The sequence below is a fragment of the Streptomyces sp. NPDC041968 genome (assembly GCF_055589025.1).
This window is the reverse complement of the sequence record NZ_JBVJCB010000003.1, coordinates 229,160-252,160: the sequence shown is the minus strand read 5'-3', so window position 1 is coordinate 252,160 and position 23,001 is coordinate 229,160. Positions and strand designations below refer to the sequence as shown.

At 71.0% G+C, this 23,001-nt stretch carries 23 protein-coding genes and 1 tRNA gene; 11 read left to right on the top strand and 13 right to left on the bottom strand.

Annotation, left to right across the window (positions count from 1 at the left end):
• Nucleotides 1-8: 8 nt before the first annotated feature.
• The 5 genes from fhaB to pknB all read left to right on the top strand — a co-directional run bounded on the left by fhaB (nucleotide 9) and on the right by pknB (nucleotide 7,361).
• Nucleotides 9-527 (top strand): antibiotic biosynthesis regulator FhaB, encoded by a 519-nt coding sequence (gene fhaB, locus ACZ6EG_RS09250; RefSeq protein ID WP_053134047.1) that lies wholly within the window; start codon nucleotides 9-11, stop codon nucleotides 525-527.
• Nucleotides 528-668: 141 nt separating this feature from the next.
• Nucleotides 669-2,219 carry a Stp1/IreP family PP2C-type Ser/Thr phosphatase gene (locus ACZ6EG_RS09245; RefSeq protein WP_391970910.1) on the top strand — a complete coding sequence of 517 codons (1,551 nt, stop codon included), beginning with the start codon at nucleotides 669-671 and terminating at the stop codon, nucleotides 2,217-2,219.
• Between the two features lie 27 nt (nucleotides 2,220-2,246).
• Nucleotides 2,247-3,683, top strand: coding sequence for an FtsW/RodA/SpoVE family cell cycle protein (locus ACZ6EG_RS09240; protein ID WP_053134044.1), 1,437 nt, complete (start codon nucleotides 2,247-2,249; stop codon nucleotides 3,681-3,683).
• The gene (locus ACZ6EG_RS09235) at nucleotides 3,680-5,152 is read left to right on the top strand and encodes a peptidoglycan D,D-transpeptidase FtsI family protein (protein WP_391970911.1); all 1,473 of its coding nucleotides are present in this window, start codon (nucleotides 3,680-3,682) and stop codon (nucleotides 5,150-5,152) included. Before ACZ6EG_RS09240 ends, ACZ6EG_RS09235 begins: the two co-directional genes overlap by 4 nt.
• Nucleotides 5,153-5,342: 190 nt before the next feature.
• Entirely contained in the window at nucleotides 5,343-7,361 is a 2,019-nt protein-coding gene (gene pknB, locus ACZ6EG_RS09230; protein WP_469602972.1) for a Stk1 family PASTA domain-containing Ser/Thr kinase, read from the top strand.
• 96 nt (nucleotides 7,362-7,457) lie between these two features.
• Here pknB and ACZ6EG_RS09225 read toward each other — a convergent pair whose 3' ends face one another.
• From ACZ6EG_RS09225 to ACZ6EG_RS09205, 5 genes are all read right to left on the bottom strand, one after another.
• Nucleotides 7,458-8,225, bottom strand: coding sequence for a class E sortase (locus ACZ6EG_RS09225; protein WP_391971771.1), 768 nt, complete (start codon nucleotides 8,223-8,225; stop codon nucleotides 7,458-7,460).
• Nucleotides 8,226-8,238: 13 nt separating this feature from the next.
• On the bottom strand, nucleotides 8,239-9,288 hold the full coding sequence (locus ACZ6EG_RS09220; protein WP_391971770.1) for a class E sortase: 1,050 nt from the start codon (nucleotides 9,286-9,288) through the stop codon (nucleotides 8,239-8,241).
• A complete protein-coding gene (locus tag ACZ6EG_RS09215; RefSeq protein WP_356602589.1) occupies nucleotides 9,285-9,923 on the bottom strand; it encodes an aminodeoxychorismate/anthranilate synthase component II in 639 nt (212 codons plus the stop codon). Before ACZ6EG_RS09215 ends, ACZ6EG_RS09220 begins: the two co-directional genes overlap by 4 nt.
• A complete protein-coding gene (locus ACZ6EG_RS09210; protein WP_043382636.1) occupies nucleotides 9,920-10,081 on the bottom strand; it encodes a hypothetical protein in 162 nt (53 codons plus the stop codon). Before ACZ6EG_RS09210 ends, ACZ6EG_RS09215 begins: the two co-directional genes overlap by 4 nt.
• A gap of 82 nt (nucleotides 10,082-10,163) precedes the next feature.
• Entirely contained in the window at nucleotides 10,164-10,943 is a 780-nt protein-coding gene (locus ACZ6EG_RS09205) for a DUF881 domain-containing protein (RefSeq protein WP_356602591.1), read from the bottom strand.
• A gap of 121 nt (nucleotides 10,944-11,064) precedes the next feature.
• On the opposite strand from ACZ6EG_RS09205, the gene crgA reads away from it, so the two are divergent.
• Entirely contained in the window at nucleotides 11,065-11,319 is a 255-nt protein-coding gene (gene crgA / locus ACZ6EG_RS09200; protein WP_391971769.1) for a cell division protein CrgA, read from the top strand.
• Nucleotides 11,320-11,575: 256 nt separating this feature from the next.
• On the opposite strand, the gene ACZ6EG_RS09195 is transcribed toward crgA, so the two are convergent.
• Together ACZ6EG_RS09195 and ACZ6EG_RS09190 are read right to left on the bottom strand one after the other, a co-directional pair.
• A complete protein-coding gene (locus tag ACZ6EG_RS09195; RefSeq protein WP_469602965.1) occupies nucleotides 11,576-12,466 on the bottom strand; it encodes a rhomboid family intramembrane serine protease in 891 nt (296 codons plus the stop codon).
• Nucleotides 12,467-12,568: 102 nt separating this feature from the next.
• Nucleotides 12,569-13,099, bottom strand: coding sequence for a peptidylprolyl isomerase (locus ACZ6EG_RS09190; protein ID WP_391971767.1), 531 nt, complete (start codon nucleotides 13,097-13,099; stop codon nucleotides 12,569-12,571).
• A 422-nt stretch (nucleotides 13,100-13,521) separates the two neighbouring features.
• Here ACZ6EG_RS09190 and ACZ6EG_RS09185 point away from each other — a divergent pair, with 422 nt between their 5' ends.
• A complete protein-coding gene (locus ACZ6EG_RS09185) occupies nucleotides 13,522-14,223 on the top strand; it encodes a DUF5324 family protein (RefSeq protein WP_384689612.1) in 702 nt (233 codons plus the stop codon).
• Nucleotides 14,224-14,343: 120 nt separating this feature from the next.
• On the opposite strand, the gene ACZ6EG_RS09180 is transcribed toward ACZ6EG_RS09185, so the two are convergent.
• Nucleotides 14,344-15,120, bottom strand: coding sequence for an isoprenyl transferase (locus ACZ6EG_RS09180; protein ID WP_053134011.1), 777 nt, complete (start codon nucleotides 15,118-15,120; stop codon nucleotides 14,344-14,346).
• A gap of 404 nt (nucleotides 15,121-15,524) precedes the next feature.
• Nucleotides 15,525-15,597, bottom strand: a tRNA-Ala gene (locus ACZ6EG_RS09175).
• Between the two features lie 179 nt (nucleotides 15,598-15,776).
• On the opposite strand from ACZ6EG_RS09175, the gene ACZ6EG_RS09170 reads away from it, so the two are divergent.
• The gene (locus ACZ6EG_RS09170) at nucleotides 15,777-16,325 is read left to right on the top strand and encodes a helix-turn-helix domain-containing protein (RefSeq protein ID WP_391971765.1); all 549 of its coding nucleotides are present in this window, start codon (nucleotides 15,777-15,779) and stop codon (nucleotides 16,323-16,325) included.
• A 72-nt stretch (nucleotides 16,326-16,397) separates the two neighbouring features.
• The gene (locus ACZ6EG_RS09165) at nucleotides 16,398-17,957 is read left to right on the top strand and encodes a serine/threonine-protein kinase (RefSeq protein ID WP_469602960.1); all 1,560 of its coding nucleotides are present in this window, start codon (nucleotides 16,398-16,400) and stop codon (nucleotides 17,955-17,957) included.
• An 11-nt stretch (nucleotides 17,958-17,968) separates the two neighbouring features.
• Here ACZ6EG_RS09165 and ACZ6EG_RS09160 read toward each other — a convergent pair whose 3' ends face one another.
• Together ACZ6EG_RS09160 and ACZ6EG_RS09155 are read right to left on the bottom strand one after the other, a co-directional pair.
• Nucleotides 17,969-19,330, bottom strand: a complete 1,362-nt coding sequence (locus ACZ6EG_RS09160) for a hypothetical protein (protein WP_469602957.1) — start codon at nucleotides 19,328-19,330, stop codon at nucleotides 17,969-17,971.
• 162 nt (nucleotides 19,331-19,492) lie between these two features.
• Nucleotides 19,493-19,621 (bottom strand): DLW-39 family protein, encoded by a 129-nt coding sequence (locus ACZ6EG_RS09155; protein ID WP_003999697.1) that lies wholly within the window; start codon nucleotides 19,619-19,621, stop codon nucleotides 19,493-19,495.
• Nucleotides 19,622-19,960: 339 nt separating this feature from the next.
• On the opposite strand from ACZ6EG_RS09155, the gene ACZ6EG_RS09150 reads away from it, so the two are divergent.
• Together ACZ6EG_RS09150 and ACZ6EG_RS09145 are read left to right on the top strand one after the other, a co-directional pair.
• Nucleotides 19,961-20,320 carry a DUF6344 domain-containing protein gene (locus tag ACZ6EG_RS09150; protein ID WP_391971762.1) on the top strand — a complete coding sequence of 120 codons (360 nt, stop codon included), beginning with the start codon at nucleotides 19,961-19,963 and terminating at the stop codon, nucleotides 20,318-20,320.
• Nucleotides 20,321-20,656: 336 nt separating this feature from the next.
• Nucleotides 20,657-21,445: a glycosyltransferase family 2 protein gene (locus ACZ6EG_RS09145; RefSeq protein ID WP_391971761.1), complete on the top strand. Its 789-nt coding sequence runs from the start codon at nucleotides 20,657-20,659 to the stop codon at nucleotides 21,443-21,445.
• 30 nt (nucleotides 21,446-21,475) lie between these two features.
• Here the strand turns inward: ACZ6EG_RS09145 and ACZ6EG_RS09140 are convergent, their stop codons facing one another.
• Together ACZ6EG_RS09140 and ACZ6EG_RS09135 are read right to left on the bottom strand one after the other, a co-directional pair.
• Entirely contained in the window at nucleotides 21,476-22,393 is a 918-nt protein-coding gene (locus tag ACZ6EG_RS09140; protein WP_469602952.1) for an FkbM family methyltransferase, read from the bottom strand.
• Between the two features lie 21 nt (nucleotides 22,394-22,414).
• The gene (locus ACZ6EG_RS09135; RefSeq protein WP_356602611.1) at nucleotides 22,415-22,609 is read right to left on the bottom strand and encodes a ferredoxin; all 195 of its coding nucleotides are present in this window, start codon (nucleotides 22,607-22,609) and stop codon (nucleotides 22,415-22,417) included.
• Nucleotides 22,610-23,001 lie beyond the last annotated feature (392 nt).

Below are 23,001 nucleotides of genomic sequence, written 5' to 3'. Positions count from 1 at the left end.
CGGGGGCAATGTCAGAGCTGACCCTCACGGTCATGCGGCTGGGTTTTCTCGCCGTACTGTGGCTGTTCGTGATCGTGGCCGTGCAGGTCATCCGCAGCGACCTGTTCGGTACGCGGGTCACCCAGCGCGGGGCGCGGCGCGAAGCCGCCCGACCACAGCAGGCCACCGCGCGCCAGGGCCAGGCGCCTCCACCGCAGCGCCAGCAGCAGAGCGGCGGCCGGGGCCGCCGGGGCGCGCCCACCAAACTGGTCGTGACGGAGGGCACCCTCACCGGCACCACCGTTGCCCTCCAGGGCCAGACCATCACGCTCGGCCGGGCACACGACTCGACGATCGTGCTGGACGACGACTACGCCTCCAGCCGCCATGCCAGGATCTACCCGGACCAGAACGGTCAGTGGATCGTCGAGGACCTGGGCTCCACCAACGGCACGTACCTGGACCGGTCCCGGCTGACGACCCCCACGCCCGTTGCGCTGGGCGCGCCGATCCGCATCGGCAAGACCGTCATCGAGCTGCGGAAGTAGTGCTACACCAATGAATGAGCGCGAGCGGAGCGAGCACGCAGCGGCGGCCGGCACCCCGGGCCCCGGCGCGCTCCCGACCGGAGGGTGGGCAGTGTGGCTCGACACGACCGGCTGCAGTCGGAGCCGACGGGCGAGGTGCGCATGAGTCTGTCACTGCGCTTCGCCGCCGGATCGCACAAGGGCATGATCCGGGAGGGCAACGAGGACTCCGGTTACGCCGGTCCGCGCCTGCTCGCCATCGCCGACGGCATGGGCGGCCAGGCCGCCGGCGAGGTGGCCTCCTCGGAGGTGATCTCCACCATCGTCGCCCTCGACGACGACGTGCCCGGCTCGGACATCCTCACCTCCCTCGGCACCGCCGTGCAGCGCGCCAACGACCAGCTGCGGCAGATGGTCGAGGAGGACCCCGCCCTCGAAGGCATGGGCACGACCCTCACCGCCCTGCTCTGGACCGGCCAGCGCCTGGGCATGGTGCACGTCGGCGACTCCCGCGCCTACCTGCTGCGCGACGGCGTCCTCACGCAGATCACGCAGGACCACACCTGGGTGCAGCGCCTGGTCGACGAGGGCCGGATCACCGAGGAGGAGGCGGGCACCCACCCGCAGCGCTCCCTGCTGATGCGCGCCCTCGGCAGCGGCGACCACGTCGAACCCGACCTGTCCATCCGCGAGGTGCGGGCCGGCGACCGCTACCTCATCTGCTCCGACGGACTCTCCGGCGTCGTCTCCCACCAGACGATGGAGGACACCCTCGCCAGCTACCAGGGCCCTCAGGAGACCGTGCAGGAGCTGATCCAGCTCGCGCTGCGCGGCGGCGGCCCCGACAACATCACCGTCATCGTCGCCGACGTCCTCGACCTCGACACCGGCGACACCCTCGCCGGGCAGCTCTCCGACACGCCCGTGGTCGTCGGCGCCGTCGCCGAGAACCAGGCCCAGTTCGGCGACAACGGCATCATGCAGACCCCGGCCGGCCGCGCCGCGGGCCTCGGCCGGCAGCGCGGCGGGGGCGGCGAGTTCGGCCCGCCCGGCAGTGGGGACACCACCGGCTACCTCCCCGCCGGTGACTTCGACGATTACGGCCCCGACGACTTCGTCAAACCCCGCAAGAACCGCCGGTGGCTGAAGAGGTCCCTGTACACCGCCCTCGCCCTCGCCGTCATCGGCGGCGGCGTCTACGGCGGCTGGCGCTGGACGCAGACCCAGTACTACGTGGGCACCAAGGACGACCACCTCGCGCTGTACCGGGGCATCAGCCAGGACCTCGCCTGGGTGTCGCTCTCGAAGGTCCAGAAGGACCACCCCGAGATCGAACTCAAGTACCTGCCGCCCTACCAGCAGAAACTGGTCGAGGCCACCATCCCCGAGAGCGACCTGAACAACGCCCGGGCCAAGATCGAGGAACTCGCGGTGCAGGCCTCCGCCTGCAAGAAGCAGGCCGACCGGCGCACCGCGGAGACCGAGAAGAACGCGAAGACGGGCGAGGGCGAGGCCGGAGGCACCACGGGAACCACTCCCGCCTCCTTCACGTCCAAGGCCTCACCGACACCGAACGCGTCACCGAACACGTCGCAGTCGCCGAAGGCACCCGAATCGTCCGAGTCCCCGTCCACGACCGCACCCACTCCAGGCTCAGGACCGACCCTCTCGGAGGAAGAGCAGAAGGTCGTCTCGCTGTGCGGTAAGCAGTAGGCAAGCCGTGAGAGGCCCTGTCACACGATGAGCAGTACTACCAACTCGCCGACGCACCACACGTCCACGATCGGCGCCATCGGCGCGCCGAGCCGGCGCAACACCGAGCTGGCACTGCTCGTGTTCGCCGTCCTCATCCCGGTCTTCGCCTACGCCAACGTGGGGCTGGCCATCAACGACGAGGTGCCCGCCGGCCTGCTGAGCTACGGGCTCGGCCTCGGCCTGCTGGCCGGCGTCGGCCACCTCGTCGTGCGCAAGTTCGCCCCGTACGCGGACCCGCTGATGCTGCCGCTGGCCACCCTGCTGAACGGGCTGGGGCTCGTCGCCATCTGGCGCCTGGACCAGTCCGAGCTGCTCCAGGACATCCAGCAGGCCGGCACCGCCGCGCCCCGCCAGCTGATGTACACCGCGATGGGCATCGCCCTGTTCGTCGCCGTGATGATCTTCCTGAAGGACCACCGCGTCCTCCAGCGCTACACCTACATCTCCATGGTCGGCGCGCTGTTCCTGCTGCTGCTGCCGCTGGTGCCCGGCCTCGGAAAGAACATCTACGGCGCCAAGATCTGGATCCAGGTCGGCTCCTTCTCCATCCAGCCCGGCGAGTTCGCCAAGATCGTCCTGGCGATCTTCTTCGCCGGCTACCTGATGGTGAAGCGCGACGCGCTCGCCCTGGCCAGCCGCCGCTTCATGGGCCTCTACCTGCCGCGCGGCCGCGACCTCGGCCCCATCCTGGTCGTCTGGATGGTCTCGATCCTCATCCTGGTCTTCGAGACCGACCTCGGCACCTCGCTGCTGTTCTTCGGCATGTTCGTGATCATGCTGTACGTGGCCACCGAGCGGACCAGCTGGATCGTCTTCGGTCTGCTGATGTCCGGGGTCGGCGCCGTCGGCGTCGCCAGCTTCGAGCCCCACATCCAGCAGCGCGTCGACGCCTGGCTCGACCCGATGAAGGAGTACACGCTCTCCCGCGCGGGCGTCGGGGGCCACTCCGAGCAGGCCATGCAGGCCCTGTGGGCCTTCGGCTCCGGCGGCACCCTCGGCACCGGCTGGGGCCAGGGCCACTCCGAGCTGATCCGCTTCGCCGCCAACTCCGACTTCATCCTCGCCACCTTCGGCGAGGAACTCGGCCTGGCCGGTCTCATGGCGCTGCTGCTGCTCTACGCGTTGATCGTCGAGCGCGGCGTGCGCACCGCCCTCGCCGCCCGCGACCCCTTCGGCAAGCTCCTGGCCATCGGCCTGTCCGGCGCCTTCGCCCTCCAGGTCTTCGTCGTCGCCGGCGGTGTCATGGGCCTCATCCCGCTCACCGGTATGACCATGCCCTTCCTGGCGTACGGAGGCTCCTCCGTCATCGCGAACTGGGCCCTGATCGGCATCCTGCTGCGCATCAGCGACACCGCGCGCAGACCGGCACCCGCCGCTCCCGCCAACCCAGACGCCGAGATGACCCAGGTGGTCCGACCGTGAACAAGCCGCTGCGCCGCATCGCGATCTTCTGCGGCCTCCTGGTGCTCACCCTGCTCGTCCGCGACAACTGGCTCCAGTACGTCCAGGCCGACGAGCTCAAGGAGGACGAGCACAACCGCCGGGTCGCCATCGAGCGGTACGCCACCCCGCGCGGCGACATCATCGTCGACGGCAAGGCCATCACCGGACACGCCACCACCAAGGGCGACTTCAAGTACAAGCGCACCTACAAGGACGGCGCCATGTGGGCGCCCGTCACCGGTTACGTCTCCCAGGCCTACGGCGCGACCCAGCTCGAGGCCATCGACGACGGCATCCTCACCGGCAACGACGACCGGCTCTTCTTCCGCAACACCCTCGACATGATCACGGGCCGCAAGCGCGAGGGCGGCAACGTCGTCACCACCCTCAACAGCGCCGCGCAGAAGGCCGCCTACGACGGTCTGAAGAAGCAGGGCGCCAAGGGCGCCGTCGTCGCGCTCGAACCGTCCACCGGCAAGATCCTCTCGATGGCCTCGTACCCGTCGTACGACCCCACCGCGATCGCCGGCAGCAACGAGGCCGCGGGCGAGGCCTGGAACCGGCTCCAGAAGAAGAACAACCCGAACGACCCGATGCTCAACCGCGCGCTGCGCGAGGTCTACCCGCCCGGTTCCACCTTCAAGGTGCTCACCGCGGCCGCCGCCCTGGAGCACGGCAGGTACGACTCGGCGGACGAGAAGACCGACTCCCCGCTGCCCTGGACCATGCCGGGCACCACCACCGAACTGCCCAACGAGGGCGACCTCCCCTGCGAGAACGCCACCCTCCGCGAGGCCCTGCGCGTCTCCTGCAACACGGTCTTCGGCAAGATCGGCTCCGACCTCGGCAACGACGAGATGCTGGAGACGGCCAAGAAGTTCGGCTTCACCGAGGAGCAGTTCGTCCCGGTCCGCTCCAGCGCCTCGGTCTTCTCCGACGACATGAACCCGTCGCAGACCGCGCTCTCCTCCATCGGCCAGTACAACACCGCCGCCACCCCCCTGCAGATGGCCATGGTCACCTCGGCCATCGCCAACAACGGCAAGCTGATGAAGCCGTACATGGTCGACGAGCTCCAGGCCCCGAACCTCGACACCATCGAGAAGACGGAACCCGAGGAGATGAGCGAGCCTCTCTCCGCGGACAACGCCCAGATCCTGCAGTCCATGATGGAGACCGTCGTCGAGGACGGCACGGGAACCAACGCCAAGATCGACGGCGTCACCGTGGGTGGCAAGACCGGTACCGCGCAGCACGGTGTCGACAACAGCGAGAACCCCTACGCCTGGTTCATCTCGTACGCCAAGGGCGACGACGGCAGCGCGCCCGTCGCGGTGGCCGTGGTGATCGAGGACGAGAACGCCGTCCGCGACGACATCTCCGGAGGCGGCCTCGCGGCGCCGATCGCGAGGAACGTGATGGAGGCCGTTCTGGACAGCAGGAAGTGACCACGGGCTGAACAGGACGTGACTCCGGTCACGTCCCCTTCACATAGGCGCACGTTGCGATACCGGTCCTGTATCGGGTATCGAGCTTGGCCAGGTCACCCGGAACGAGCCGGGTACGGTAGGCCGGACGGCAGCCTCCGACCGTACAAGCATGCCGGTCGGGACCGACGGAGAGGGCTGGTAGGTAACCATGGAAGAGCCGCGTCGCCTCGGCGGCCGGTACGAGCTGGGCCCCGTGCTCGGTCGTGGTGGCATGGCGGAGGTTTACCACGCTCATGACACCCGGCTCGGACGCCAGGTGGCGGTGAAGACACTGCGCGCGGACCTCGCGCGCGACCCGTCCTTCCAGGCCCGCTTCCGCCGGGAGGCCCAGTCGGCCGCCTCGCTCAACCATCCCGCGATCGTGGCGGTCTACGACACGGGCGAGGACTACATCGACAACGTGTCCATCCCGTACATCGTGATGGAGTACGTCGACGGTTCCACGCTCCGTGAGCTGCTCCACTCCGGCCGCAAGCTGCTGCCCGAGCGGACGCTGGAGATGACGATCGGCATCCTCCAGGCCCTGGAGTACTCGCACCGGGCGGGCATCGTCCACCGCGACATCAAGCCGGCCAACGTCATGCTCACGCGCAACGGCCAGGTCAAGGTCATGGACTTCGGCATCGCCCGCGCCATGGGTGACTCCGGCATGACGATGACCCAGACCGCCGCGGTGATCGGCACCGCCCAGTACCTCTCCCCGGAGCAGGCCAAGGGCGAGCAGGTCGACGCCCGGTCCGACCTGTACTCCACGGGCTGCCTGCTCTACGAGCTGCTGACGGTGCGGCCGCCCTTCGTCGGCGACTCCCCGGTCGCCGTCGCCTACCAGCACGTACGCGAGGAACCGCAGGCGCCCAGCGTCTTCGACCCCGAGATCACGCCCGAGATGGACGCGATCGTGCTGAAGGCCCTGGTCAAGGACCCGGACTACCGCTACCAGTCGGCCGACGAGATGCGGGTCGACATCGAGGCGTGCCTCGACGGCCAGCCCGTCGCCGCCACCGCCGCGATGGGCGCCATGGCCGCGGGGGGCTACGGCGCCTACCCGGACGACCAGCCGACGACCGCCCTGCGCTCCGACGCGGGCGCGGGCGCCACGTCCATGCTGCCGCCCATGAACCCGGACGACGGCGGCTACGGCTACGACGAGCGCCCCGACCGGCGACGCCAGCAGCCGCGCAAGTCGAACACCTCGACGATCTTCCTCGTGCTGGCCGGCGTCCTCGTCCTGGTCGGCGCGATCCTGATCGGCATGCAGGTCTTCGGCGACGACGGGGGGCCGAGCAACGACAGCGTGCCGGTGCCCGCCTTCGTCGGCCAGACCAAGGCGGACGCCCAGCAGCTGGCGACCAACTCGGATCTGGAGCTGACCTTCAAGCAGGAGCCCTGCGAGGAGCAGCCCAAGGGGAACATCTGCTCCCAGAACCCCGAGCAGGGCACCGACGTCAAGAAGAAGTCCACCGTCGATCTGGTCGTCTCGACCGGCGCGCCGAAGGTCGCCGTGACCAACGTCATCGACAAGAACATCGACGAGGCACGGCAGCAGCTCGAGGACAAGGGCTTCAAGGTCGAGACCAAGCAGACCGAGTCCTCGCAGGACGAGGGCACGGTCCTCAGCCAGGACCCGGATCCGGGCACCGAGCTGGAGAAGGGCTCGACGGTGACCCTGGAGGTCGCCAAGGCCGAGGAGAGGGCCACCGTGCCCGACGTGCTCGGCCGCAGCTGCGACGAGGCCAAGGCCCAGATGCAGAACAACGACCTCGAGGCCACCTGTACGGACCAGCCCACCAACGACCCGAACCAGGTCGACAAGGTGATCTCCACGACGCCGGCGGCGAACCAGACGGTCGACAAGGGTTCGAAGGTGACGATCGTCGTCGGCAAGGCCGTGCAGAAGACGAAGGTCCCCGAGGTCCGCACCAAGTCCCTCGCGGAGGCCCGGCAGATCCTCCAGCAGAGCGGCTTCACCAACGTCCAGGTGGCCCCGGGCGCTCCGGGCGAGGACAACGCGGTGGTCATCGCCATGGACCCGCAGCCCGGCACCGAGGTCGACGACCCGGCCGCCACCCAGATCACCCTCACCACCGTCGGGGGCAACGGCGGCGGCAACGGCGGCGGTGACAACGGCGGCGGCATCATCGGCGGCCTCCGCGGCAACGACGACTGACCCGCCGTACGGGCCGACGACGGAGCCCCGGTCCCTCACCCGAGGGGCCGGGGCTCCGTCGTGCGCGCCGGGCCGCTCGGCCGCCGGGGGAACCGGTCAGCGCAGCTCCGCCGGCGGCGTCCGCTCCTCGTCGACCTTCTCCGTGCGCACCAGCTCGCCCCACACCACGTACCGGTAGCGGCTCGTGTACACCGGCGTGCAGGTCGTCAGGGTGATGTAGTGCCCGGCCTTCTTCTTGCCGGACTCCTTCGGGACGGGGTCGAGGACCCGGACGTTGAACTTCGACGTCTCGGGGAGGACGGCGTACGCCTTGTAGACGTACCAGGTGTCCTTGGTCTCGAAGACGATCGCGTCACCCTTCCCGATCTTGTCGATCTTGTGGAACTTCGCCCCGTGCCCGTCGCGGTGGGCCGCGAGCGAGAAGTTGCCCTTCTTGCCCGAGGTCGGCAGCGCCGACTCGACCGGGTCGGTGTAGTAGCCGGCCACGCCGTCGTTGAGGATCTTCATCGACGTGCCCTTCTCGACCAGGATGTCGCCGTTGCCCATCGCCGGGACGTGCAGGAAGCCGATGCCCGCCCTGGTGTCGAGCGCCCCGGGGCCGTGCGGCCCGACCCGGTCCTGGGCCCAGTCGTCACGGACCTTGTCGGCCTGCTCGTCCGCCGCGCGGTCGGCGACCACGTTCGTCCACCACAGGGAGTAGACGACGAACAGGCCGAGCACCAGGCCCGCGGTGATGAGGAGTTCACCGAAGACGCTGACGGCCTGGGCGACGATCCGCCCGGGGCCGCGGCGGCGTGCCGGGGAGCGCGGTGGGCCGTCCTCGCCGGCGTGCTCCTGGTGCTGCGTGTCGGTGGTCGATGCCACTGGTCATCCGCCCTTAACTGACGAGCGCATCCGGCTTGCCCTTGCTGCGCGGCCGTTCCTCGACCATCTTGCCCCAGACGATCATCCGGTACTTGCTGGTGAACTCGGGCGTGCAGGTGGTGAGGGTGATGTAGCGGCCGGGCTCCTTGAAGCCGGACTGCTTCGGCACCGGGTCGAGGACGCTCACGTTGCTCGGCGAGGTCACCGGCAGGATCGAGGCCATCTTGTAGACGAAGTACTCGTCCTGCGTCTCCACGACGATCGCGTCGCCCGGGTCCAGCCTGTTGATGTACCGGAACGGCTCCCCGTGCGTGTTGCGGTGCCCCGCCAGCCCGAAGTTGCCCGTCTTCGCGTCGGGCATCGCCGTCTTCAGGGCGCCCTCGGCGTAGTGCCCGACCATGCCCCGGTCCAGCACCTTCTTACTGTTGATGCCCTCCGCGATCGGCACCACGACGTCCAGCTTGGGGATGTGCAGCAGCGCGAAGCCCTGCCCCGGTTCGAAGGTCCCCGGATTGCGCCTGCCGCTCGCCCAGTCGTCCTGGAGGTTGCTCGCCGCCTTGTCCGCCTGCGCCTGCGCCCGCACGTTCGTCCACCACAACTGGTAGGTGACGAACAGCAGCATGAGCACGCCGGTCGTGATGAAGACCTCGCCTATCGCCCGGCTGGCGATCACCGCGGCGCCCGGCTTGCGCGCACGGGCCTGCCGACGCGCCTCCACGCGCGACAGAGGCGCTTTCGGCGCCGTGGACGACTCGGAGTGCGTCGACGGCCCGCGGGAGGCGCCACGGCGCCCGTGACGCCGTTTGGCCGCCTTCCTGCGGGCGGCGCGCCCCCCGCCGGCCGGACCGTCCGTGCCGGGGGCGGAGGCCCGCCGTTGCGGGGGCGGGTCGGGGACCCGCAGCGCCACCGTCTCGTCGTCGAGGGGCTGCCGGTGCGCCCCGCCGGAGGAGAAGTCCTCGTGCCGGCCGTCCCCGAACGCACCGGAATCCCCGTACGGCTGTCCGTACGGGGATCCCTGGTCACCGGCCGCGCCGGAGTCGCGCTCGGGGCGCAGCGCGGTCACGCCGTGGCCCTGCCCACCACCGGGGCGAGCCCCGCCGACCTCGCCACCGCGCCCTGGTCGCCGCACTCCGCCAGCCAGTTGGCCAGCATCCGGTGCCCGTGCTCGGTGAGCACCGACTCCGGATGGAACTGCACGCCCTCGACCGGCAGTTCCCGGTGCCGCAGCCCCATCACGATGCCGTCGTGCGTCCGCGCCGTCACCTCCAGCTCGGCCGGCACCGTGGCCGGCTCCGCCGCCAGCGAGTGGTACCGCGTCGCCGTGAAGGGCGAGGGCAGACCGGCGAAGACGCCCCGGCCCGCGTGCTCGACCGGCGAGGTCTTGCCGTGCAGCAACTCGGGCGCCCGGTCCACCACACCCCCGTACGCCACCTGCATCGACTGCATGCCGAGGCAGACGCCGAAGACCGGCACCCCGGTCGCCGCGCAGTGCCGCACCATCTCCACGCAGACCCCCGCCTGCTCCGGCGTGCCCGGCCCGGGGGAGAGCAGCACGCCGTCGAAGCCGTCCTGCGCGTGCGCCGTCGACACCTCGTCGTTGCGCAGCACCTCGCACTCGGCGCCCAGCTGGTAGAGGTACTGGACCAGGTTGAAGACGAAGCTGTCGTAGTTGTCGACGACGAGGATGCGCGCGCTCACTGGTTGTCCACCGTCACATCGTTGAAGGGAAGCAGCGGTTCGGCCCACGGGAAGACGTACTGGAAGAGGACGTAGACCACGGCCACCGCCAGCACGAGTGAGAGCAGCGCCTTCACCCACGCGTTCCCCGGCAGATGCCGCCAGATCCAGCCGTACATGCCGTCCCTTCCGTCGCACCACGGCGCCAGACTCACGCCGTACCGCACCCAGACTAACGGCGTGATGCCCTCCGGAACGGCGTCAATCCACAGGCTGGGCGTAGTGCAGGTCCGCCGTGCCGGAGTAGCCCGGCAGCGTCACCTTCCCGTCGTCCTCGACCTTCCAGCCGAGCCCGTAGACGTTGACGTACACCATGTAGTTCTGGATCGTCGGCGACGCCGCGAGCGCGTCCTTCAGGCGCTCCGGGTCACCGACCGCCTGGATCTTGTACGGCGGCGAGTAGACGCGGCCCTGGAGGATCAGGGTGTTGCCCACGCACCGCACCGCGCTGGTGGAGATCAGCCGCTGGTCCATGACCTTGATGCCCTCGGCGCCGCCCTGCCACAGCGCGTTCACGACCGCCTGGAGGTCCTGCTGGTGGATGACCAGGTAGTCGGGCTGCGGCTCCGGGTAGCCGGGGAGCTTGGCGGTGGCGTCCGGCGGGGCGTCGTCGAGCGTGACCGATATCGCCTCGCCCTTCAGCTTGTGCGTGCCCGCCTTCTTCTCCAGCTCCGCGAGTTCGTCGTCCTCGGCCTTCGTGCTGCCGTCGTCCCGGTCGGCGAGCGCGTCGATGTCGTCGCGCAGGGCGGCGTTGGACTCCTCCAGGCCGCCGTTCTCCCGGCTGCGCTCATGGATGAGGTCGGACAACTTGAGCAAAGAGGCGTCCGTACGGATATCGGTGCCTTTGGCGGTGTCGAAGCTGGTGAAGAAAATGAGCCCCGCGAGAGCGAAGACGGCCGCCGTGAGGATCCGCACGGGCCGGAAACGGCTCCGGCGGACAGGGCTGGATCCCGCCTGGGGGGAGTCGGCAGAATTGCTCAACGTACCCTTATCTCCTTCGGCGCCACGGAAGCACTACGCTAACGGACGCCCGGGGGAGCGCTCGAAGTCCCCGACCCCGTTCCCTGCGCGGCCACGCAGCGCATCGACAGGAGAGACCCTCGTGCCGAAGTCACGTATCCGCAAGAAGGCCGATTACACGCCGCCGCCCTCGAAGCAGGCGACCAGCATCAAGCTGACGAGCCGCAGCTGGGTCGCGCCCGTCATGCTGGCCATGTTCGTCCTCGGCCTCGCCTGGATCGTCCTCTTCTATGTGACCGACGGTTCCCTCCCCATCGACTCGCTGGGCAACTGGAACATCGTGGTGGGCTTCGGTTTCATCGCCGCCGGATTCGGTGTCTCCACGCAGTGGAAGTAGCCAGGCGGCGCTCCGGGATACCTCTGCCCAGGGCTATCCACGGAGTTATCCACAGGCGCTGTCCACACGGTGGGGAAAAGAAAGACGATCTGTGGATAACCCACCGGGCGTTGACGCCGGTGTGACGGAAGTACCGGCAACCGAAAACATGTTCGCCCCCTGCCTGACCTGCGGAAACACGGGTCAGTGACAGGGGGCACACCTGTTCCCGTACGCTATGCACAAGATCGGGCACCCGCTGTGGACAAACTCGCGCTCAGGCGAGCTGCGCGGTCCTCAACAGGGTCAGTCCGACCAGCACCACGAGGACCAGCACACAGCTGCCGTACTGGACGAGGGCCCGCCGCTCGCGTGGGGCGTGGAGCATGGCGTAGCCGATGACGGCACCGGCGACGAGGCCGCCGATGTGGGCCTGCCAGGCGATGTTGGCCCAGGTGAAGGTGAAGACCAGGTTGATCGCCAGGAGGATGACGACCGGGCGCATGTCGGCGTTGAGCCGGCGGACCAGCGCGGCGGTGGCGCCGAAGAGCCCGAAGACCGCGCCGGAGGCGCCGAGCGTGGCCGTGCTGGGTGAGGCGAGCAGGTAGGTGAGGACGCTGCCGGCCAGACCGGAGACCAGGTAGAGCGCGAGGTAGCGGGCTCTGCCGAGGGCCGCTTCCAGGGGGCCGCCGAGGAACCAGAGGCTGAGCATGTTGAAGCCGATGTGCCAGATCTCCTCGTGCGTGAACGCCGTGGTGACCAGGCGGTACCACTCGCCCTCGGCGACGCCCTCGGTGGGGACGAAGGGGGCCGGGGGCCAGCGCCCGATCAGCACCATGTCGCTCAGGAACGAGTCCGGCAGGGCGTGGACGGCGAGGAACACCGCCGCGTTGATCCCGATGAGGATCTTGGTGAGCAGGTGCGGGTCGGCGGCGATGGTGCCCCCGGCCAGCGTGCGCGGCCGGGCGGCGGCCGGGGCGGGCCCGTGGCCTCCCGTGCGGCCGGCGGCGCAGTCGGGGCAGTGGAAGCCGACGGACGCGTTGACCATGCAGTCCGGGCAGATGGGGCGCTCGCAGCGGGTGCAGCGGATGCCGGTCTCACGGTCCGGGTGGCGGTAGCAGCCGGGCAGGCCCTGGGCATCGGGTGAGTTGGCTGCCGCGTGGTCCATGGCGTCCCCTCGGTCGTCCTGCGAGCGGTGTGCGCAATCGCACCGCCCCGCCCATCTTTACGGATGAGCGGGGCGTTTGGTTCCTGCCCGGTGGCCGCGCGGTCAGCCCTCGCGGGTCTCGACGACGACCGACTCGATGACGACGTCGCTCAGCGGCCGGTCGGTGCGGGGGTTGGTCTGCACGGCGGCGATGGTGTCCACGGTCTTCTGGCCGGCGTCGGTGACCTCACCGAAGATCGTGTGCTTGCGGTTCAGCCAGGTCGTCGGGGAGACGGTGACGAAGAACTGGGAACCGTTGGTGCCGGGTCCGGCGTTGGCCATCGCCAGGAGGTAGGGCCTGTCGAAGGCGAGGTCGGGGTGGAACTCGTCCTCGAACTGGTAGCCGGGGCCACCGGTGCCGTTGCCCAGGGGGTCACCGCCCTGGATCATGAAGCCGCTGATCACCCGGTGGAAGACCGTGCCGTCGTAGAGCCTGGCCGTGGTCTTCTCCCCGGTCTCGGGGTTGGTCCACTCACGCTCGCCCTGGGCGAGCTCGACGAAGTTCCTGACCGTCTTGGGGGCGTGGTTCGGCAGGAGCCGGACCTCGATGTCGCCGTGGTTGGTCTTCAGGGTGGCGTAGAGCTGCTCGGCCACGGTGTGCCTTCCGTCGTCTTCTCGTGCCCACCGATCCTCGCACGGCCCAGGGCGCGTACGTCGACCGGCGGGCTGATCCTGCTCCGATTCGGCGACGCCGGTTGCGGATACCCGCTCGGGGGACGAGAGGAGGTGCTACGACTACGACGAGTACCGCTGGGTCACGAGCACGGGGCGCCGATCCGTGGCATTGTCGTCGACAGGCTCCCGTTGCCCGGTATTCATCCGTTATCGAGGTTGATCGACTTTTGATCGCGACTTCGTCATCCTTTGCCCCGCAAAGCCCACAGATCCCACAGATCCCACAGGCATCGTCCGTGACCCGGATGCCCGCCCTCACATGCCTGGCAGTGCGTCCGCAGGCATGATCCGTAAAAGGGTGGAAAGTCGAATTACCGTACGCCACCGAGGAGGAGGAACCCGTGACCCGCATCGACAGCGTGCGCGCCGCGACCGGTTCGGCGAAGGACAGCGTGCTGCACGCCGCGGAAGTGGTGGCGCCCTACGCCGACACGGCCAAGGACAGGGCCGCGCACTACGCACAGGAGGCGCGCGGACGGCTGGCGCCCAAGGTGTCGCAGGCCGCATGCCAGGCTCGCCTCCAGTACGGCGCGCATGTGGCGCCGTACCTGGAACAGGCCCGTACGCACGTGCCGCCGAAGGTGGACGCGGCCGCCCAGGAGGCCGCCGTCCGCACGCGCCTGGCCGCCCGGCAGGCGGCCGACTACTCCAAGCCGAGGATCGAGCAGGCGGTCGCCGCGGCCGTGCCCGTCAGGGACGAGGCCGCCGCGCGGGGTGCCGCCGCGCTGGCCGCGCTGCGGGGCCAGGTCACGGCCAAGGAGATCCAGAAGCTGACGCGCAGGCACCAGCGACGGGCGAGGGCCGGGCGCATCGCCAAGGTCCTGGCGGTGGCGGGGGTCGTCGCGGGCGGCGCCTTCGCCGCCTGGAAGTGGTGGGACAAGCAGGCCAACCCGGACTGGCTGGTGGAGCCTCCGGAGGCGACCGAGGTTCCGGAGTCGGGGCGGCTGACGTCGGTGGACGGCACCGGTGAGGCGATCCTCGATCCCGAGGTCCAGGCCAAGCAGGCACAGGACGAGGCGGCTGAGGGTGACGAACCCCGCTGACCTTCGCCGGGCCGGTGCGCGACGCCGTGGGGCGGGAGACCTGAAGGTCTCCCGCCCCACGGCGTCGTTTCACATGCGGTCTTGTTTCACGTGCGGCGTTGTTTCACGTGAAACCGTCGCTCAGCGGCCGTAGCGGCGTTCGCGCAGGGAGTAGGAACGCAGGGCGCGCAGGAAGTCGATCTCACGGAAGTCCGGCCAGTAGGTCTCACAGAAGTGGACCTCGGCGTAGGCGGACTGCCAGAGCAGGAATCCGGAGAGGCGCTGTTCGCCGGACGTACGGATGATGAGGTCGGACTCGGACCGCGTCTTGGAGTACAGGTGCTTGGAGATGTGCTCCATGGTGAAGGTCTCGATGAACTCGTCGATGTCCCCGCCCTGGGAGCTGTGCTCGGTCAGGGCGGACCGTACGGCGTCGACGATCTCCCGACGGCCTCCGTAGCCCACGGCGACGTCGACCTTGGTGCCGCCCTTGCGGTCCTGGGTGGCGGCGGTGGCGGTCTTCAGGCGGCTCGCGGACTCCGCGGGCAGCAGGTCCAGCGCACCGACCGCTTCGACGGGCCAGGGGTTCCCCGGCGCGGCCAGCTGCTCGACGACTTCCGCGATGATGTCGATGAGCGGGTTCAGCTGGTCCTCGGGCCGGTGGAGATTGTCGTCGGAGAGCATGAACAGGGTGACGTGCTCGATCTGCGCGGAGTCGCACCAGCGCAGGAAGTCCAGCACCTTGGCCCCGCCGGCCCGGTAACCCTCACGCGGGTCGTCTATGCCCGACATCTTGGCCCAGCGGCGGTTTCCGTCGAGCATGATGCCGATGTGCTGGGGGCGTGGGCGTCCCTCCAACTCCCTGACCAGGCGCTTCATATAGAGCTTGTCGAGAGCGGCCCGTACCTTCGCCCGCATGGTTACCCCTTCCACCTCGTCGGCAGCGACCGGACGGCTCCGACGGCGATGAGCCACGTGGCACCGCCCCGCAGGGGTGTGGCGCTGGTGCCCTGTGGGGTGACGATATCAAGAGCAGACCGCACCTCCCCGGTGCCGAGGGGCGTCCATCCGTGGGCTCCCGCGCGTGGAGCCGCGGGGAGCGGTCGGTCGTTCATCCCGATCAACTGGCCTTCTTCATTGAGTCGTTGTACGGCGGACACGATGCGTGACGGGACGGCCGCGCCACCGGCTGCTCGGTGGCGGCGCCGCGCCCGCGCCGGGGCGGCGGCGTGGCTGCCCCATGGCTGCGCCATGGATGCGCCATGGATGCGAAGAGCCCGTCCTGACTTGCGTTTCCGCAGGTCGGACGGGCTCTTGAGGTGTGGAGCCTAGGGGAGTCGAACCCCTGACATCTGCCATGCAAAGACAGCGCTCTACCAACTGAGCTAAGGCCCCGTAGGAGGCTTCCGGCCGGAGGAACCGCATACCGGCAGGCGCCGCAGACAAGACTACCGGGTCGCCCCCCGTATCTCACAAATGATGGGGACTCCCGGGGAACAACCACGCTCCGTAAGATGCTCGGCGTGGTTCGCTGGAGCGAACTGCGGTTCTTGGGGAAGCGATGGGGAGACGCAATGGACGCCGCACAGCAGGAAGCCACCGCAAGAGCGCGGGAACTGCAGCGGAACTGGTACGGGGAGCCGCTGGGGGCGCTCTTCCGTAGGCTCATCGACGATCTTGGTCTCAACCAGGCCCGTCTCGCGGGGGTGCTGGGGCTGTCCGCGCCGATGCTGTCGCAGCTCATGAGCGGCCAGCGGGCGAAGATCGGCAATCCCGCGGTGGTCCAGCGGGTACAGCTGCTGCAGGAGCTGGCGGGTCAGGTCGCGGACGGCAGCGCGAGCGCGGCCGAGGCCACGGAGCGCATGGACGAGATCAAGAAGTCGCAGGGGGGCTCGGTGCTGAGCAACACCACGCACACGACGAACAGTTCGGGCGCGCCCACGGTCAAGCGCGTGGTGCGCGAGATCCAGTCGCTGCTGCGTTCGGTGGCGGCGGCCGGGGACATCATCGACGCGGCGGACGCGCTCTCCCCCACCCACCCGGAACTGGCGGAGTTCCTCCGGGTGTACGGCGCCGGCCGTACCTCGGACGCGGTGGCGCACTACCAGTCCCACCAGAACTGATCGCGGGCCCGGCTGCCGAGGGGGCGGTGGCCGGGCGCCGAAGTGGCGCCAGGGGAGGAGCGACGCACGGTCATGGGTGAGGTCTTCGCCGGACGGTACGAGCTGGTCGACCCGATCGGTCGTGGCGGGGTCGGTGCCGTCTGGCGTGCCTGGGACCATCGCCGCCGACGCTACGTGGCCGCCAAGGTGCTCCAGCAGCGGGACGCGCACGCCCTGCTGCGGTTCGTACGCGAGCAGGCCCTGCGCATCGATCACCCCCACGTGCTCGCGCCCGCCAGCTGGGCCGCCGACGACGACCAGGTCCTGTTCACCATGGACCTGGTCACGGGGGGTTCGCTCGTCCACCTGATCGGGGACTACGGCCCCCTGCCCGCCGGGTTCGTGTGCACCTTGGTCGACCAGCTCCTGGCGGGCCTGGCGGCGGTCCACGCGGAGGGCGTCGTGCACCGGGACATCAAGCCCGCCAACCTGCTGCTGGAGGCCACCGGGACGGGCCGGCCCCGGTTGCGGCTCTCCGACTTCGGGATCGCGATGCGGCTGGGCGAGCCCCGGCTGACGGAGACGAACCTCGTGGTGGGGACGCCCGGTTATCTCGCGCCGGAGCAGCTGATGGGGGCGGAGCCGGACTTCCCCGCCGATCTGTTCGCCGTGGGCCTGGTCGCCCTGTACCTGCTGGAGGGGGCCAAGCCGGACGCCAAGGCGCTGGTGCAGTACTTCGCCGAGCACGGGACGCCGCCCGCGCCGCAGGGCATCCCCGAGCCGCTGTGGCAGGTCGTCGCGACGCTGGTCCAGCCGGACCCTGAGGCGAGGTTCCGCACGGCGACCGGGGCGCGCAAGGCGCTGGCCTCCGCCTCGGAGCTGCTGCCGGAACCCGGGCCCGACGACGAGCTGATCGAGATCTTCGACCAAGTCGGGCCGCTGCCCTCGGGGTTCGGCCCCGCCGGGCCACTCGTACGGGCGTCCGGCGTGGACAGCACCCCGACGGACCCGCGACGGACCTCCGCCCCGGCCGGCACCCCGTCGTCCCCGGGCCGACCACCGGCAACCCCGAACAGCACCCCACCGCTCCCGGAGCACGCGCCGACGGGCTCGGCGCCGAAGGGCTCGGCGTCGACAGGTACCGACGCCGCCTCGGGCCGCACTCCGCCCGTCCCGGCGGAAAGCCCCCTCGCCCCCGGCCTGTCGCCTCCCGCCCCGAGCGACGCGCCGTCGGCATCGTCCGGCGGGGCCGCGCCACCCGCCGCCATGTCAGAGACCGGCAGTTTCCGCCTGCCGCCCCCGCGGGCGACCCTCACCTCCCCGTCGTCGCCCGCCCTCAGGCCCCAGCCCCACCCTCTCCCTCATCCCCAGCCCCCAGCACCGTCGTCGGCCGGTTTCGACGGGCCGCGGTACGGGGCCGCCGCGTACCCGCCACCTCCCACGTCGGCCACGACGCCGTCCGCGCCGCAGCGCGCCGACTCCCCGACCGCGTCGTACACCGCCCGGACCCCGCAGGCACCCGCACCCGCGCAGCACCGCGCGCGTCGTCGGAGGCGGCGCCGGCCCGGACCTCCGGCCAGGGTCGCGGTCCCGCTCCTGCTCCTCGCGCTGGCCTGCTACGCCGTGGGCTTCTGGGCGCTGAGCCGCCTCTGAGGACGGGCGCCCTAGGCCCTGCGCCGGGCCACCGCCGTCCACACGCCCAGGCCGACGAGCAGCAGACTGCCGGTACCGATCCCGCCGGCGGCGACCGCCTTCATGGCGAGGTCGTCGCCGTCCGCGGCCCCGCCGTCCGCGGGCCCGTTCTCCGGGGCTGCCACCCGGTCCTGGGCCGAGACCTCGAAGAGGCCCCCCGGCCGGGACTCCCCCGCGTACTGCGGCCCGGCCCGCCCCGCCCCGCTGAGCCGCACCCGCAGGGTCAGCCCGAAGGGGCCCTCGCCGAAGTCGTCGGCGACCTGCGCCGCGAGGTGCACCACGAGGTAGTACGCGCCGGCGAAGCGCATCCCGGCGACCTGCCCGTCGGCGGCGTACCGGTTGGCGTGGTCCACCGGAGGCAGCGGAGCGAGACCGACGGTCGTCCGGCGGCCGGCGTACCCCTTGGCGGCGTCGTCGACCTCGCCGCGCACCGGGTTGTGCAGGGCCAGGTGCAGGGCGCCGGTGGCGTAGCCGGAGGTGTCGCCGGAGCCGTCGAGTTCGGCGGTCGCGTGCACTCGGCGGCCCCAGTCGACCGGCACCTCGTAGAAGAGGGTCTGTCCCGGCCGGATGTCGTCGCGCCACACTCCCTGCCCGACCGGGGTGGCGTGGGCGAACCCCTGGCCGCCCGGACGGCGTTGCGGCTCACCGGCGAGGGGTTCGGGTGTGGCGGAGTCCCAGGGCGCGGGTGTGGTGGGCGCGTCGGCCGCCGCGGGGCGCGGTTCCGTGACGGCGGCCAGTTCCAGGTCCCAGGCCCGGGGCGGGGAGTCCTGGGGCCTGGTCCGCTCGACGGTGACGTAGTAGGTGCCGGACTCCTGGCAGCGGGTCGCGCCGGGGACGATCTCGCGCCTGCTCCAGGCGGTGACCGGGCGGGGACTGTGCGCGGCGCCGAAGGTGGCGCTGTCGGTGGAGCAGGAGTTGCCGTCGGCGTCCCGCAGCCGGACGCGGATGCCGTCCACGGCGGTGACCTCCCCGGCCGAGCCGGGTACGGCGGTGACGGAGACGTAGGTGTCGGAGGAGGCGTCGAGTTCGACGCGGTAAGAGAGGACACCGTTTCTCGGCAGGGAGCTGCGGTACGTGGCGCCGGGCTCCAGCGCGGCGGCGTCCGCGGTGCCGTTCCCGCCCTCGATCCGCCGGGCGTCCCCGGCGAAGGCGTAGTCGGCGGGCGCATCGGCCGCGAGGGCCGGACCACCGAGCAGTGCGGCGGTCGTGGCCAGTACGGCGGTCAGGGCGGCCGACCGCACCGGTCCCGGCACCCGACACGCGGTCGGGGGCACAGTCCGCCGGGCCTCCCGCGACCCGGCACGGCGCCGCGCCGTACACCACCGTCCCACCATCCGCCACCCCTCGCGCTCACCGGCGCCGCCGCCGTCCGGACCGGCCCCTGGCCCATCCTGCCGCGCCACCCCGTGCTCCCGCGCCCCCGCACGGAATCCGGGCACACAAAACCCCGACCGCAAGGCGGCCGGGGTCTGCTCAGGACCGGATGTCGGTCGTACTCACGAACCCGTGGGCACGGAGTCAGTCGCCTCCGTCCACAGATCCTGCTCGGCGCGATCCGCCTGGATCTGGCGGTACACGAGGAGCCCGCCGATGGCGGCCAGTGCGACCAGGAGAAGCTTCTTCACCGCGCGACCTCGTCTTTCCTTGACGTAGGGGACCTCTGGCGCCCGACTATACACACCGGCCGATACCGATCGGTGACCTGTGCCGACGGCCAACTTCCCACCCCCGGGGCCCGATACGGACGGGCGAAACCGTTCCGATCGGCGGGTGATCACACCTCCACGGAGGGTGACTATTTGTCCCCCTCCCTCCCGCCTGGGGACCTTTTCCGCCCCCTTGCGGCCATCCGGGTGGTGTTCATCTGAACATCGCCGCGCCACGTGTGGAGGTCCACCACTTCGCGGTCCGCATACACATCATGAGGAAAGTACGCAAATCGCCCAACCCGAAAGTGAGGGGTTATGGCCCGGAACAAGGTCATGACGCTGTGGACCACCATCGTCACCGCCTTCCTCGCGCTGTGCACGGCGCTCGGACTCATCACGACGACCGCCTCCGCGGCCGTACCGCAGACCCGAACGCACAGCAACAGCGAGAGTGCCTCCCCCGAGGCGGCACCCGCGGTGGCGGCCCCCTGGTCCGGGTCACGTACCGGCTCCCTGCCCCCCACGATGAAACAGCGCATCCGCGCCGAGGCCCACGGCAAGGCGCCCAGCTGCCGGCACCGCCCGCTCACCGACGCCGCCTCGGCCACCGGCCTCCTGTGCGACGACGACACGGCCGAGACCCCGGCCCAGCACACCGCACCCCTCCAGCGCTGAGCGACCCCGCGCGCGCCCGGACCCCGGCGCGCCCCCGACACCGACGTCACGGCGATCTGCGTACAGCACCGCACGCGAGAAACGGCCCGGCCGCTCGACAGAGCAGCCGGGCCGCCGCCGTGTGCGGGGGCGGCTGCGGTCGTCGCCCCGGTGCGGGGGCGGCCGCGTTCGTCGTCCCCGGTGCGGGGGCGGCCGCGTTCGTCGTCCCCGGTGCGAGGGCGGCCGCGGCCGCCGTCCCGTGCGCCGGGACCCCTTCCCGCCGGGGCGCACCCGGGAGCCGTAGCCTGTAGCCGCACCAGGACCCAACCCGACGACAAAGAGGTGGTGAGGGCCGGCGTGAGCAGGCACGTCGTCATCGTCACGGCCGTCCACGGCCCCTCGGCCCCCTTCCTCGCCGAGGCCCACGCGTCCCTGCGCGCACAGGAGTTGCCCGCCGGATGGGACTGGCGCTGGGTCATCCAGGAGGACGGGCGGACGGACGACGTACGGCCCCACGTGCCCGACGACCCGCGCGTCGTCTTCCGGCAGGGACGGCCGGAACGCCAGGGCGGCCCCGGAGTCGCCCGCACCATCGCCCTGTCCCACGCGGACGGCGAGTACGTGAAGATCCTGGACGCCGACGACCAGCTCACCCCTGGCTCCCTGGCCCGGGACCTGGCCGCTCTGGAGGCCGACCCGACCCTCGGGTGGGCCACCTCCCGGGCCCTGGACCTGCTGCCGGACGGCTCGACGGCAGGTTTCCCGGGTGACCCGGAGCACGGGCCGATCGAGCCCGGCGCGGTGCTCGACCACTGGAAGGCGAACGACTTCCGTTCCCAGGTCCACCCGGCGACACTCCTGGTACGGCGCGACCTGCTGCTCGCGCTCGGCGGCTGGATGGCCCTGCCCGCGTCCGAGGACACCGGCCTGCTGCTGGCGCTCAACTGCGTCAGCCGGGGCTGGTTCTCCGCCGAGGTGGGCCTCCTCTACCGCAAGTGGCAGGGGCAGGTCACCGGCCAGGCGTCCCACGTGGACCCCGCCGAGCGGGCTGCCCGGATGGCGGTCGTGGAGGCCAGGGCGCTGGCGCTGGCCTCCTCCGGATGGAGCTTCCCGCCCGGAGCCGGCGGCCCGCGCGAGCGTCCCTGAACCAGGCGGAGAGATGAGCGCGGCGGTGGTTCAGGGGAGCGTCTCGGCGTCCACCCGCGAGAAGATCAGGTCGCTCTCCCCGGTCACGGACCCGCGCAGGCGGACCGGCACACCGGGCACACCGCTCAGGGCCGAGGGATAGCTTCCGGGCGCGTAGTCGTTGGCCATCCGGTACACGTGGAAGCCCGCCTCGCGCATCACCGCCAGCAGTTCCTCGATGGAGTCCCCGAGCCGCGCCATCCGCTCGGGCGTCACCTCGACGCCGATCTCCGCGTCGGGCCGCAGCGCGCCGAGCATGGGCGCCATCCCGCGGACGACGCTCCCCTCCGCGCCCTCGACGTCGATCTTGATCACCCGGGCGCGCGCGATCTCGGCCGGGTCGAGGAGTTCCGGCAGCGGCCGGGCCTCGATCTCGAAGGTCGACTCCGCCGGACCGTCGTAGGGGACGATGCTGTTCGCGCCCATGTTGCGCGAGCTGGCGAGCACGAAGGTCAGCGTCCGACGGCTGTCCGACACGGCGGCGTTGACCGCGCGGATGTTCCCGCGGCCGTTGAGCCGGCCGTGCCGCACCAGTCGGTGGTGGACGTCGGGGGAGGCCTCGATCGCGACGACCCGGCCCTCGTCGCCGACGAGTCGGGCGGCCAGGACGCTGAACACCCCGATGTTGGCCCCCACGTCGACGAAGGTGTCCCCCGGCCGCAGCCGGCGCCGCAGCCAGGCCGTCATGTGCGGCTCCCAGACGCCGAACAGGTACAGGTACCGCTGGATGAGGTCCTGGGTGTCCACGGCGAACAGGTCGCCGGAACGGACCCTGACGACCCGTCGGCGCGGGTGGTCGCGCAGCCGGGGGTTCAGCCAGCGTGCGGCAAGCGCCGCCTTCCCCCACCCTCCGGGCGCGCCGCGCACGTAGCGGCTGCCGAGCGTCACCAGAGCCTCCGGCGCGCGCATCCCCGGTCCTCCCCGCGCTCCTCAGTCCGTCCCCGTCACGGTGATCGCGGCGGCCGGGCACCCTTCGGCCGCCTCCCGCACCCGCGGCGCGTCGACATCGTGCTCACGGCCCGGTATCACGGCGCCCAACCCGCCTACCTGGGTGAAGACGGTCGGGGCCCGGTGCACGCAGTCTCCGGAGCCGTAGCACTGCTCGGGGTCGACGGAGATCCTCATACGTACTCCAGCGGCGGTCGGCTGCGGAACCTTCAGGACGTGCCTGCCCGCGGACCGGCGCCCTGAACCCGCCTCGCGCGCAACTGCGTTGAACGGGCCGGCCTCGCGCGCGTGACCGCGGCCGCCCGCGGTGCGTCGGTGCGGGAGGCGGTGCCCGGCGGTTCGTGGTCGAGGCCCGGCGCGTGCTCCGCCGCCCCGCCCGCACGGCGGCCGTCCACGGGGGGCCGACCGCCGCCGCCCGCCACGGTCCCCGGCGCCCGCCGGCATGATCGGGCACCGGTCCCTCCCCTCGTGGGGACCGGTGCCGGACCATGCCGGCGGCGTGCTGCGCGGATTGGACCGGGACGGGGCCGGGCATACGAAAGCCGACCGAAGCTGACCGAGAACATGCG